The sequence below is a fragment of the Mycetocola zhadangensis genome, assembly GCF_003668565.1.
GTDB classification, from domain to species: Bacteria; Actinomycetota; Actinomycetes; order Actinomycetales; family Microbacteriaceae; genus Mycetocola_A; species Mycetocola_A zhadangensis.
In genome coordinates, this window is the sequence record NZ_RCWJ01000003.1 from 116,801 (window position 1) to 130,657 (window position 13,857).

Genomic DNA, 13,857 nt, shown 5'->3' on the forward strand with positions numbered 1-13,857 from the left:
AGGGTCATTCGACGATTCGAGTCGTCCGAGATGGTCATTCAATTTCGCAGGAACGACCCTTTGGGCCGACTCGAATGCCGCGCAGCCATATGTGACGACTCATGCCGCGGCCAATCCCCTCGACGAGCGGAGCCGCGCTCCCCTACTCCCGGACGAACGCCCGCGCCTCGGCCGGCGTCGACGCCGACAGGGCCCGCACGGCAAGGGCCCGCGCGTGCTCGAGCGTGTGCTGTCTCAGTTCGGTGCGCACGGCATCGAACGCGCTCGGCGCCATCGACAGGCTCGTGGCTCCGAGCCCCACCAGAACGACGGCGAGCATCGGGTCAGCCGCCGCCTCGCCGCACACCCCAACCGGTCTCCCCGACTGAACACCGGCATCACCGAGCATCTTCACGAGCCTGAGCACGGCGGGGTGCCACGGGTCAGCGTATGAGGCGACCGAGCCAAGCCGGCGGTCGGCGGCGAGGGTGTACTGGGTGAGGTCGTTCGTGCCGATCGAGACGAAGTCGGCGATCCCGAGCACTTGGCCGGCCATCAACGCGCACGACGGCACCTCGGCCATCACCCCGGCCACCCGTACGCCGTGCTCGCGCGCCAGGCGAACGAAGTAGCCGGCCTCGTCGGCATCAGCCACCATCGGCGCCATCACCCAGACGTCAGCATCGGTCTCAGCATCGGCGGCCGCGATCGCGGTCAGCTGGTCGCGCAGCACCGACTCGTGCACGCGGGTTGCGCGGATGCCCCGCAGCCCGAGCGCCGGGTTCTCCTCTTGACCTGTTGGGAGAAACTCGAGTGGCTTGTCCGACCCGGCATCAAGGGTGCGTACGACGACCCGTTTTCCAGCGCAGATCGTGAACAGCCGGGCGTACTCCGCCTGCTGCTCCGCGACGGTCGGCGCCGTTCGTGCGCCGAGGAACAGCAGCTCAGTGCGGAACAGGCCGATCCCCTCGGCTCCGAGCTCGAGGGCGGCAGCCGCCTCGCCGGGACCACCAATGTTCGCGAGCAGCGGGATGCGGGTACCGTCCGCCAGCGTGCCTGGCCCAACCGGCACAGCCACGCGACGCGCGACGAGGCGTTGGCGAGCGGCGGTCACATCGTCGGCAGTGGGGTCCACGGTGACGGTGCCTTCGCCCGCGTCGAGAAGGACAGTCGTCCCCTGCGCGATGTCCGTGGCATCCGTCACCCCCACAATCGCGACGATACCCTTCGACCGAGCGAGGATGGCGGTGTGCGATGTCGGTCCTCCGCCGACGGTGATCAGCCCGAGCACCTGCCCGATGTCGAGCGCGGCCGCGTCTGCCGGTGCGAGGTCACCGGCGATCAGCACGAACGGGTGGTCGGTTTCCGGCACGCCTGGCGGCTGCACACCACGCAGGCGGGCGACCACTCGCTGTCCGACGTCACCGATGTCGACGGCCCGGTCGGCCGGGCTCCCGCCGAGCGCGAGCAGCATGTGCCGAACGCTTGAGAACGCCTCGAACACCGCACGCTCAGCCGTGCTGCCGGCCTCGATTCTTGAGCGGACGTCGTCAAGAAGCGCTGGGTCCTGCGTCATCATCGACTGGGTCAGGATCACCCCTTCGGCTTCACCGCCTGCACGCCGGGCACGTTCGGTCAGGTCGCGCGCGACATCACCAAGCGCCGCAACGGCTCGCAGGTATTCGGACTCGGCGTCGGTGGTGCGCTCCGCCTCATCGGGGATCGGCAGCGGGTCGGGCATCCGTATCACGGGACCGACGGCAATACCGCGACCCACTCCAGTGCCGTTGAGCAGCATGTCGTTCCTCCCGTGCGTCCGACACTACCGGCTCCCCTCAGCGGTCCGCGGACCCCGGTTCACTTGGAGCGGCGCGGACGAATGCCGAGCGAACGCAGCGATGTCGCAGCCCGCAGGCGTTCCCGGCGGGTGCGCTTCGACCCGAGGGACTTCCGCAGGTCGTCGACGGCTACCCACACCCGGTCGGCATCCTCGTTGCTTGGACGCTCGGTCGAGAAGGTCGCTCGGTCGGCGACGGATGCCAGTGCGAACGCCCGCTTACCGCCAACGGTTGAGGCCACCTCACGGCGTGTAGCCGATGGCGGCGGTTCGATTCCGTAGTCGACGGCAGAGTCCTGAAACTCCTGCCAGCCGGCTCGAATCCGCTCAGCGGGCGTACGACGGGACCGTCGAAGAACGCGCCGCCGTGCCTTTGCGGCCATCACGGCCAGGAACGGCGAGGCGAGCACAGCGAGTGCGAGAAGCGACCAGCCGAGGATCTGGGCAACGAGGAGCAGGAGGGCGAGCAGCGGGTCGAGCGGCTGGTCGTCGTTGTCGACCGTGTCGTCGGCGGGGAGCTGCTCGGTGTCTGGTTCCTCCTCTTCGACGGGCGGCTGGACGACGGACTGCGGCCGGGAGACCTTGGTCGGTTCGTCGAGCTCCTTCTCGGGGATCTCCCGAAGAGGCGGAGTCGTGTCGACGGTGAGCCACGTGCCATCATCCGCCTGCACTTCGATCCAGGCGCTGATGTCGTTACTGAGGACGGTTGCCGTTCCGGTCGAGGGGTTTGGGGTGGGCAGGAAACCCATCACGACCCGGGAGGGGAAGCCGAGTTCGCGCGCCATCAATGCCGCGGCGACCGCGTACTGCTCTTCATCGCCGACCATCGGCCGCTCGGTGAAGAGGGCGGTGATCCGGTCCATGCCGTGCCCCGACAGGCTTGTCGGCTCGTTCTCGCCGACACCGTGGCTGATGTATCCGTCACTTTTCAGCCCGTCGAGCATGGCAACGAGCCGCTCCCCCGCACCCGTCACACCGTCGGTGTACAGGTCGAGCCGCTCGCTCATCACCCCTGGCAGGTCGACCGGGGGCGCAGCGCTTGCCGAGCCGGGGCGAACGTCGGCGAGTTCCTCGACCGACGGTGTTTCAGCGACGACCGAGTTCATTCGGTAGCTGTCGCCATCGGCCAGTCCATTCACGACGGCTGAACTGCCCGTCACGTCGTTGTAGAAGAAACTGTCGGCCAGCTCGCTCGCGTTCGGGCCGTCGAAGTCGATCGACCGCAGGTGCCCGGCGCCTGGCAGCCAGATGCCCGAGTAGCCCGAGATCGTCACGTCGAGGGAGACGAGCTGGCCGCTTGCCTGCTGGTCGAGCCGGTACGGCACCCGCACGAAGGTTCCGGATTCGGCGGAGATCTCCTCTGTACCCACCGTGTAAACGACACCGTCGTACACATCGAGCGTCGCGAGCCGCAGGCGCCCGTCGGCAGGCAGCCCTGACACGGTGAGCATTTCTTCGGCGGCAGCATCGGGCAGGTGGAAACTTCGGAACCCCGATAGCGGGCTCGGATAGGCCCGCGGGTTGAACGGTTGCTCGATGTGCGAGCGAATCACCTGGCGGTCGGCGGACGCCGGAACAACCGACGCCATGACGGCACCACCGCAGGTCGCCACGGCCACGATGAGGGTGGCGCTGACGACACTCACGACGGCCGCCCGGTGCCGTTCGCGCCGTGAAGGGCTCACGCTCGCGAGGGTGTTCGCGTGCCGGCGCTGGCGGGCGCGGTGCCGTGATCGGCCGAGCCACACCAGCCAGACCAGGGCGACGACAGGAACGGCGAGGCCGAGGGCGATCGACTGCCAGCCGATCTCAGGCCCGAAGGCGATGCCGAGCACCGCGAGCAGCATGGGCCAGACGACGGCCATCTCGGGCCGTCGGGTGCGCAACGCGATCGACAGCGTGATCACCGTGATGCACAGGATACTGACGAGCGGCGGAATGAGGAGGCTTTGGTATGCACCAACCGGCAGCAGGATCGTGACGAGCTGCTTCCAGCTCTCCGCAGTGCCCGTGATCAGGTCCAGCAGCCCCGGGCCCGTCGGCAGCACCCCGAACAACGCGGCATCGGGAAGGGCGAGGGGAACACCGACAACGAGATACACGCCAATGGTGATTCCCAGGAGAGCGAAGCCTGGCAGTCGCAGGCGCCAGCCGAGAATCGCGATCAGAACGCCGAGCACCATCGCAGCCACCGTGAGGATCACAAACTGCGACACCTGATAGATCGGCCACCAGAGAGCGGATGCCACGCCCACCGCAAGGATCGTAAACAGTGCGTTCCAGATAACGAACCGCGTGGCATCCGTTCTCTCGTTCACGCTGCCGCCCGAGCCATGGCCTGCTGGAGGTCCTCAAGAAAACCGATGGTCAGCACGGAGAGTTCGCCGGCCGTGCGGAAGCTCGGCACGATCTCGGGGTCGCAGACAACAGCGATGACCTCGACACCGGCAGGGAAGTGCCGCGAGGCCTGGCGAAGGGTGGCAGGTGTGACGGCTGCGCCGCAGACCAGGAAGGCGAGCGAGATGCCGGCGATCGAGTCGGCGGCGACCCGGGCGAGGTCGGAGAGGCCGAGCGCTGTTGCCGACCGGTCGACGCTGCTGAGGTCGTCGAGCAACCGGGTCGGGCTGATCGCCGCGAGGGTTCTCATGGCGAAGACCTTGCGTTTGGCGAACTCGGGGGTGGACTCACTGGCGACAACGGAAACTGTTCGGGCGTCACGAATCGCACGAACACCGAGTGAACCGGCGACGCTGACGGCCATTTCGAAATCCTCCTCACCGACGTAGTCGGCGGCGGAGAGGCTCAGCGCCACCATGAGGTGGCTTCGTCTGGTTTCCTCGAACTGGCGCACCATGAACTGCCCGGTTTTCGCCGTGCTCTTCCAGTGGATGGAGCGGCGTTCGTCGCCAGGCATGTACTCACGAAGCGCGTGGAAGGAGACGTCGTTCGCGGTGAGGTCCCGCGTGGGGTTGCCCTCGAGGTCACGAACGAAACCGGTGCTCAGGCTCGGCACCGAAATGGTGCGCGGGTGCACAAAGAGGTCGATCCGCTCGTCCCACTCACGCTCGCGGCGCACGAGCCCAAGCGGGTCGGCTCGCACGACGCGCACCGGCCCGACCGGAATCACGCCGCGGTGCAGGGCTGGAACCGTGAACACGTCCTCGTAGCTTCCGCCCGCCGGCAGTGCTGGAACCTGGAAATCGGCCAGTCCGCCGCCGACAGGTACCTCGAGCCGCGCGCCCGGAAGCAGTCGGCGTGACGGGTTGGCCACATCGAGTTGCCCGACGGCGCTCTCGCCAGCAACGATGCGGTTCACGGGAAGACTGAGAGTCGCCTCATGGGTGGTCCGCCCGATCAGGAACAGGGCTGCCGCAATCACAACGATCGTGCCAGCCCACGCCCCGGCCACGAGTTCCTGCCAGCCGAGCCCATACCCGATAGCGAACGCAGCAATCACCGCGAGCGCGACCGCCCAGCCGAGCCAGGTCACGACGCTCGTCGCCGCGGCCCACCAGCGCTCGCTCACCTCGCGCACGGCGCGGCTCACGCGCACCGTCGTAATCACGGCGTCAGCGAGCGCACCCTGTCGTGTGCCGACGAGCCGGGTCCTGGCGTTGTTGAGCTCAGTCGACCCCGTGTTCGCGGCGGCGCGCGTGAGGTTGCTCGTTTTCTGCTGAGCCGTCACCCCTCGAACGTCGCTCGGTTGTGCCATGTCGTGCTCCTAGGCTGCGGCGGTGTCGCGCGGGGGCGGAGTGTCGATGAGCACCTGGGCGATGACGTTCGACGGGTTCACCCCGTCGAACTCCGCCTCAGCGTCCAGGATGAGGCGGTGAGCGAGCACCGTATCGGCGAGCGACTTCACGTCATCAGGAATAACAAATGATCGACCGGATGCCGCTGCGAGCGTCTTTGAGGCACGAATCAGTGACAGCGCACCCCGCACACTCGCTCCGAGCCGAACTTCGGCGGACTGTCGGGTGCCGTCGATGATCCGCGCAACGTAGTCATTGATAGATGGGTCGACGTGCACCGTTGTGGCCATCGTGGTCATTTCGGCGATGGTTGCCGCTGGGACGACCGGGCTGAGCACTGTGTTGTCCGGCGTGTCCGAGCCCTCAAGGATACGAATGGTCGACTGGTGGTCCGGGTAGCCGATCGACGTCTTCATCATGAACCGGTCGAGCTGGGCTTCCGGCAGCCGGTAGGTTCCGGCCTGCTCGATCGGGTTCTGCGTGGCGATCACCATGAACGGAGCCCCGACCGGGTGGGTAATGCCGTCAACTGTGACGTGCCCCTCCTCCATCACCTCGAGCAGAGCTGACTGGGTCTTCGGGCTGGCACGGTTGATCTCGTCTGCCAGAACGATGTTCGCGAAGATCGGGCCTTTGTGAAAGTCGAAGTCACCGCTGCGCTGGTCGTAGATGCTCACGCCCGTGATGTCGCCTGGCAGCAGGTCGGGGGTGAACTGCACACGGCTTGACGCGCCGGCGATGCTCTCGGCCATTGCGCGGGCGAGCGAGGTTTTCCCCGTGCCCGGCACATCCTCGAGCAGCAGGTGTCCCCTGCTCAGCAAGGTCACGAATGACAACCGGATGACGTGGTTCTTGCCGAGGAGGACCTGCTCGACGTTTTCAACGAGCTGATCGCACACTCCCGCGAACCACGTGGCCTGCTCCGGGGTCATTGTCATGAAGTTCGTGCCTTCCGTGGTGCGGGAGTCCGCAAGAAATTGTGTCGAGTCCATCATGGCCTGAGGAACCGTTTCGTGTAGCCATTGACCGTCACGTCGATCCAGACCCGCCCATCCACGGGTTGGGCGCTCAGAACACAGGTGTTACCCGTCGCGGTTCCGGTGATCGCCGGGTCGTTGACCGCACCGCAGGCATACGTTGCGGGAAGTGCACCGTTGTCCGGGCCCGCTGCCCAACTCCACGTGGTGGAGGCCGCGTCGTACTCCAGGGCGGTCGGGTTCAGTGTGATCGATGGTTCAGGTGCGGTGTACACCGCGGAGGGCTGGCCACATGCCCCGCTCCCCCAGACGTTACAGGCGCGCAGCTGGAACGACACGGTTTGGCCGTACGGCAGCCCAAGGGCATCCCTGGGGTATCCGCTGTTGCCGAACGCACGCCAGTCGTTGGCGCCTGCGAGGCTGACCTGGTAGGTGAACCCGGCCGGCGCGATCGAAGGGACATAGAAATCGCGCAGCGTGTCTGCGGTGTCGCGGAACTGCATCACGGGATTCGCCGACGGCGCCGGCGGCAGCGGACGGAAGACAGCTGAGGCAACGTTGGTGGCCGTGCACCCCGCGCCGTTGTGTCCCCAGACGACGAAGTAGTAGGTCGAGTTCTCATTCGCAAGGTCGGGGAAGGTGTAGCTGGAGGCGCTCGGAGGCAGCGACACCACCTGGTCGATCGACCCACCGGACGGCTCCGAAACCGTGCCAGGTGCCGGACTCGATACCGTGCACGCGTTCGGCGACACCGATGGCGAATTCAACCGGCCGACGAAGTAGCCGCGAATGTCGTCACCGCGCCCATCGAATCCCGACCACGACACCGTCGCCGACCCGCCGACCGCATCGCTCACGGCCGAGGCCGAACCGGCGCTCGGCGCTCCGAACGGCTTGCCCTGTCCGCTCGCGCTGTTCCAGGTGGTGAGCGCCGGGTACGCATCATTGCGCGCCGACACCGAGAACTGGACGGTGTTTCCGTTGGCCAGGTTTGTCACTCCGACCGAGCACCGTGAAGCGCTGCAGGCTGGGGTGCCCTGCAGGTTTCCCGGAACTGTGACGACGTACTCATCGACGGGGCTGCCCTGCCCCGGCCGCGGCACCGCATCCCAGCTCAACATCAGTCCGCCATCAAGCGGCGCAGCCGCCAGGTTGGTCGGCGCCGCAGGAATCACGTCTGACCAGACCGGCTCACCGAAGCGCACCGGATCTGATGCTCCCCTCGCATTACGGGCAGACACAGCCACCCGAACCGAGTTGTCCGACCCGTTACCGCCCGTTGCAACGTCACACGTGGTCGACGCGCAGCTCGTCACTCCGAGCGATGTGCCGTTGCTCACCCGGAACAGTTCGACGTCGAAGCCGGTGATCGCCGAGTTGTTGGACGCACCGGGCGAGAAGGTGAGGGAGATTCGGCGGTCGGCGAAGCCGGTGACCCGCAGGTTCGACACCGGGTCCGGCCGATCCTGAACCGAGATTCGCACGGTGCCCCAGGTGTACCGCGCCGGGTCGTCCGTGGCGTCAGCCACCTGGTACTGCAGTGACGTGTCGATCGCCGCCGCATCGGCAGCGACGCTCACGGTGAGCCGGGACTTGTCAGCACTCGGCACAACCGTGACACCGGCGGGCAGGTTCCCTCCGTCGAGTCCGCGCACAGCGACAACCCTCAACGGTGTTCCGGGAAAGGGGTTCGTCGCGCCGTCGTTAGCGAGCACGTCGATCGGCGTTGTCGTTCCCCGCTGGGCAATGGCCGTGTCGGTTGCCGGAACGGCGAGAGGCCTCGTTGACGGAACAACACCCAGCTGGATGCGCCCAGCAACACCGTCGTTCACAGCGTCACGCACCCCGACCAGGATGCTGGGCGTCGACCCGCGCGCGACGTCCGCTCCCGCGGTCACCATCAGCTGCTGCCCGTTGACCGCGACCGTGAATCCAGCCGGGCGTGGGTCGAGCACCCGGTACGACAGTTCGTCCAGGTCGTCGGCGTACGGATAGGTGGTGAGCTTCACCAGGTCGATCGTCTTCTCCTGGCCTGGCTCGAAGTCAATCGATCCGCCAGCGAACACCGGCGGCTGGTTCTCACGGGACGACACCTCGATCGGCAGCACCAGCGTCGCAACGCGCCCGTTGGGGTCCGTCGCACTCTCACCATCCGTCACCTCAAACGAGATCGATGCTGGCCCGAAGTACAGGTCAGCGCTCGTGAACCGCAGCGTGGTTGCATCAACCACGAGGTCGGCTCCGTTCGAGTGCGTCGCGCGCACCTTCGCGGCATCGGTCAACCGCACGCTCTTGTTTCCCGTCGCGACCACGTAGTCGTTGAGCGGAATCGTGACCGTTTCACCGCTCACAACCGAGATCGGCTGAGCACCTGAGCGCAGCTGCGGCAGCGCGTCGTCGAGCCCCGGCACCCAGATGAAGGCGAGCGCGTTCACGGTGGCGTCGTCGGGGTTGCTCACCTGGAACGGGATGATCTGCGATCGGGCGTCGAGCCGCACCTGCACGCGCTTCGACTTGGTCACCGAGGCGCCGTCGCCGAATCCGGCCGGAATCGACACGTCAAGTTCCGAGGCCGGCCCATCTGCCCAGAACACACTCCGCAGAACGTTCACGTCGATCGTTGACCGATCGGCGATGTCATCGATGGTGAGAACGATGTCGGATGCCACGGGGCGGGCAAGTGGGGCATCGTTACGAACAACGACGGTCAGGAAGGTACTCGACGTGTTTCCGTATTTGTTCTCGATTTCGTAGATGAAACCGTACCGGCCCTCACCCCTTGGAACTGTGACCCGGATGACATCGTCATCGATGTCGGCGGTTGCGCCCTCACCGGTCGGCTCGACCGAGGTGATGGCGAGCGTTCCTCCATCGGGATCGGAGTCGTTCGCGAGCACACGCACGGCGACGGTCGACGACGGTCGAGTGATCACTTCGTCAGGAGTGGCGACCGGAACGCGTGAGCCGTCGAGTTTGGCGCTGATGCCGATGCGCACGAGCCCCGTTGCCTGCTTACCGAGCGCGTCGACAACCGTGTACTCGAAACTGTCCGTCCCTGTCGAGTACGCGCCAGCCTCGTAGTCAAACCAGTCGGTGCCAGCACCGGTCACCGCACCCTTGTTCGGGTTCGAGCTCTGGCCGATCAGCTGCACCGAGTCGCCGTCGGGGTCGATGCCGCCCAGCGGAATCGTGATGCGCACCCGTTCTCCGCTCAGCACCCGGGAGGTGACGGTTTTGGGTACCGGAGCGGCGTTCGATGCGGTGTCGACCTCTCGAACGTTGAAGACCACCTGCGCGTCAGACCACTGTCCGTCTGGCGCCAAGGCCCGATAGCTCGCCGTGAAGTTGCCCGGCTTGTCCGGCGCCAGGTAGCGCAGCATCTTCCCAGCGGTGAAGAGCAGGCCGCCGCCGTCCGGCAGGTTGCCTGCCAGCTCGGGCGCGAGCGTCAGCGGATCCCCGTCAGGGTGGGTGTCATTGGCGAGCACCGGAACGTCGATGGCATCCCCAACCCGCACCGAGACGGAGTCGGGGAAGGCGACGGGAGGCTGGCGTTTGGCCGGGTTGGGGATTTGGACAACCGTGACGGTTCCCTCGGCGTCGGCGACACCGTTTGAGACGCGGTAATTGAACGAAACCGGACCGTCAAGCGGATTCGTCAGGGTGATGCGCAGCATCCGTTGCTCAAGAATTTCAGCACGGATGCCTGACAGCGGTGGGATGTTCGAGACACCCGTGACGACGAGCACTCCGCCGGCCGGGTCGAAGTCACCGGCGAGCACATCGACGGTGTCGCTCGACTGCTCGCGGATGAAGACCGTGTGCGGAACGGTGACCGGTTTCGCGCCGGCGTCCGCCGGGGCGATCACCTGGATGCGCACGAAGCCGGTCTGGGTCAGGGTGCCGTCGGTGATCGAGAAGTCGATGTAGTGGTCACGCACCTCGGTGCTCGAGAACCGGAAGGTGCCGCCGTCGTAGTCGGGGGTGATGGTCGCGCCGGCCTTGGCAGGCACATTGGCGAGCCGCAGTGGTCCTGTTCCACCGCGGACGTGGGCGAGCGGAGCGACCTCAACCTCGAGTCCCGCCTCAACGGTGAGGCCGAAGGCTTCGGTGACGATCGGAACGGCTCCCGGCGGTGACACGGTGACCGCGAAAATGCCTGTGCCCTCCGCCGACCCGTCTGAGACGGTGAGGCCGATCTCCTTGAGCTCGCCGCCCGCACCGGCATCGGTGTAGATGACTGTGCCGTCCGGGGTGTGCTGCACAAGATCCGGCGCGGCGACGGCGGCCTGGGTGAGGTAGAACGGGTCGCCGTCAGGGTCGACCCAGTCGCCGAGAACGGCCTGCGAGAGCCTGGCGCCGCTGGCCACGGACCCCTTGGTTGTGCGCGCCTGGGCGGGAGGCCCGTTGTCGCTCGGCTGGCGCACCGTGAGGGTCACCGTCGCGGACGCCGTTGCGCCCCGGCCGTCGGTGATCGTGTAGTCGAAGCTGTGCACCCCAGTCGCCATTGCCTCGAGGGTGACCTGCAACTGCTGGTTGTTGTTCACGGCCTCGACCCGGCCGGCGCTGTCTGACAGCGGCGTGAACGAGCTGATCATGAGCACGTCACCGTTGGGGTCGAAGTCGTTCAGCAGCACGGGGAGCGGTGCTGTGCGCCCAGGGCGCGCGCCGAACTCGTCAGAGATCGCCGTCGGCGGCTGCTGGGCCTCGTCGTACTCGGGAGGAGTGTCTTCGTTGTTGTCCTCAACCTCTTCCTCATCGTCGTCGAGGGCGACGAGGTCGTCCCAGTTGTTGATCATGCGGTTGCCAGACTGCACGGCCCACGCTGCACCACCGGCGACATCGTTGAGCACCACGTGGTCGCCGTTCGACCGGAAGACGAGGTCAGCGGCGCCGGCGAGCCCTTCCAGCTCAGACAGCGTGGGTTCACCGTCGCACTCAGTGAACACCGATCCGTTCGACCACGCCCCGAACGCGCAATCCCCCACACTGGCGGGCCTGCTGGCCGCTCCTGTGGCGTCCTCGGTCAGAAACGACGCGTCCCCTCCCCCGTTCGGCACGGCCACGAGCCCGTTGTCGACACCGACAAGGGCACGATCACCTGACAGCGACGGCAGCTGCAGCCGAGCGCCGTCGGCCTCGGGCAGCGGCACCGACCGACCAGCGAAGCGCACGATGGACTCGGCCTCGTCGAGGAGGACAAAGTCCGATCCGACCGAACTGAGCTGGACCCCACCGGTGGGCTCCGGCACCTCGGTGGTGTCTGTCACGGTCTCCGAAGTTGCCGGAACGCGATAGACGCTGCTCGTCTCGGGTGAGAACACGAAAAGGTCACCGTCCGTGTTGACGGAGGCGACAGCATCCGCCCCCAAAGACAGGTCAGGGTCAGCCTCGGCATCGAAGGTGGGAAGGTCGGCGAGCGGAACAAACCAGACATCACCGCCGGTCTCGATCACCACGCGGCCGCCGCCGAGGGCAACGGTTCCTGTTCCTGGTGGGAGCGGAACGCTGTCTGTCACCGTCGACGTCGACGGGTCGATGATGTCGAGCGCGCTGCGGGCGTTGTCGACGAGCAGCACGGTTTCACCAGACTGCAGAACGTCGATCTGTGCCGACGCGCTTCGGACCGCTGTATTCAGTTCAAAAACCTGGGTGTTGGCGCGGCCGATGGCCTGGCGTGCCTCGTTGACCACCCAGACGGCACCGTCGCCGAGGTCGAGCCGCTGGGCGCGGTACCCGTTCGAGACCACCGCGACGGTTGCGATGACGGCGCAGATCACCGTGCCGCTTGTCACAGTCGCGAGGGCTGATCGATGCGCGCGCAACCACGAACGAATCATCAGCCGGTCCCGGCAGGAACGTCAACACATTTTTCGCTGCTCGCGGGGCCGAGGGTGCCATCGCGTGTGACCCGGACGGTGACGCAGACGCGGTCACCCGGGTCGGCATCGATGGTGAACTCTGTCGATTTTTGAACGGATGCTGCGCCATCTGCTGTGCGGATGGCGTACGAATCCGTCGCGGCGATGCCCGGATCTGCCCAGCTGAACACCACTTCGGAGTTCCGAAGCTCGGCTGACACGTTTGCGACAGCGGGGATGCCGTCTGACGAGGAGATCCGGACCAGGACGAACACCGTTGTCACGGCGAGCAGCACAACGAGGACGCTGCACACCACGATGGCCGCGACGAAAGCGCGACCGCGTTCGATCGGCTGGCGCAGGCCGGAGCTGCGGTCGCCGCGGGAACCGGAATCCTGGGCTGCCGTACGGGTGGCGCCTGGGTCGGAGAACGAGTCGACAGCTGTGCGGCGGCGCCGTTTGCCCGGGTCGACAGTGCGGATGGCCTGGACGCGGGTTCGATCTCCTGAATCAGTGACCGGTGCCTGCACCCAGGCAGAGACGGCCACGTCTGGCTGCGTTTGTGCGAACCCGAGTTCGGCCTCGACGGCCTGCAGTTCGCGGATGAGCTCCATGGCTGACTGCTGCCGCTGCGCTGGCTGGCGCGACATGCTGCGGATCAGCACACGTTCGAGCCGCTCGGGCACGTCGGCCCGGCCGATCGGCGTTGGCTTGCCGCGGCTGGCCCGGGAGATCAGGGCGGCCGATGAGTTGTCGGCGTGCGTGCTCTCGAACGGTGCACGGCCGGCGAGGAGCGAGTAAATCGTCGCGCCGAGTGAGAACACCTCGCTGGCCAGTGTGCCGTTGGTCTCGCTGTGCAGCACCTCGGGAGCCGACCACGGTATGGACATGCCGACGGTGTCGTCATGCACCGATTCGCCGAGGGTGCCCGCGATACCGAAGTCACTGAGCACGGGGTTGCCGTAGGCGGTCATCAGGATGTTCGCCGGCTTGATGTCGCGGTGCAGCACACCTGCCTCGTGTGCGGTTTCAACGGCGCTGGCGATCTTGATGCCGACCCGGAGCGCTTCGGACACCGACAGCGGCACGTCGCGGTAGGTTTCGCCGATCGTCGCCGAGCACAGTTCCATCACGAGGAACGGCCGGCCGTCCGCCGCGACACCGGACTGGTACACCGTGAGGATGGCTGGGTGCGCACTGAGCTGCGCCATCAGGTCGGCCTCGGCCTGGAACATCCGCCGCACTTCGACGTTGACGTATTCGCTCAGCATCACCTTCACGGCGACCTGACGGCGCGGGCTGTCCTGCTCGTAGAGGAAGACGTCGGCGAACCCGCCTGAGCCGAGGATGCGCACAAAGGAGAACCCGGGAAGAGCGGGCGGTTGGGACGGTAAGCGTCGTGCCACGGGTTCCTCCCTTCTAATGGAATGCGCGTCGAGAGGACGAATCGCGAG

General features: G+C 66.6%; 6 protein-coding genes. All 6 read right to left on the reverse strand.

Annotated elements, in window-relative coordinates:
- Positions 1-142 precede the first annotated feature (142 nt).
- Genes ptsP through D9V28_RS11285 form a run of 6 tightly spaced genes read right to left on the reverse strand, consistent with a single transcriptional unit; the run spans position 143 to position 13,809 of the window.
- Positions 143-1,777 carry a phosphoenolpyruvate--protein phosphotransferase gene (gene ptsP, locus D9V28_RS11260; protein WP_121659845.1) on the reverse strand — a complete coding sequence of 545 codons (1,635 nt, stop codon included), beginning with the start codon at positions 1,775-1,777 and terminating at the stop codon, positions 143-145.
- Positions 1,778-1,836: 59 nt separating this feature from the next.
- The gene (locus tag D9V28_RS11265) at positions 1,837-4,134 is read right to left on the reverse strand and encodes a transglutaminase TgpA family protein (RefSeq protein ID WP_121659846.1); all 2,298 of its coding nucleotides are present in this window, start codon (positions 4,132-4,134) and stop codon (positions 1,837-1,839) included.
- Entirely contained in the window at positions 4,131-5,528 is a 1,398-nt protein-coding gene (locus tag D9V28_RS11270) for a DUF58 domain-containing protein (protein WP_121659847.1), read from the reverse strand. Before D9V28_RS11270 ends, D9V28_RS11265 begins: the two co-directional genes overlap by 4 nt.
- Positions 5,529-5,537: 9 nt before the next feature.
- Positions 5,538-6,506 (reverse strand): AAA family ATPase, encoded by a 969-nt coding sequence (locus D9V28_RS11275; RefSeq protein WP_121660116.1) that lies wholly within the window; start codon positions 6,504-6,506, stop codon positions 5,538-5,540.
- Positions 6,507-6,559: 53 nt separating this feature from the next.
- Complete coding sequence (locus D9V28_RS11280; protein ID WP_121659848.1) at positions 6,560-12,382, reverse strand: Ig-like domain-containing protein; 5,823 nt, start codon at positions 12,380-12,382, stop codon at positions 6,560-6,562.
- Complete coding sequence (locus D9V28_RS11285) at positions 12,382-13,809, reverse strand: serine/threonine-protein kinase (RefSeq protein ID WP_121659849.1); 1,428 nt, start codon at positions 13,807-13,809, stop codon at positions 12,382-12,384. Before D9V28_RS11285 ends, D9V28_RS11280 begins: the two co-directional genes overlap by 1 nt.
- Between the last annotated feature and the right edge of the window lie 48 nt (positions 13,810-13,857).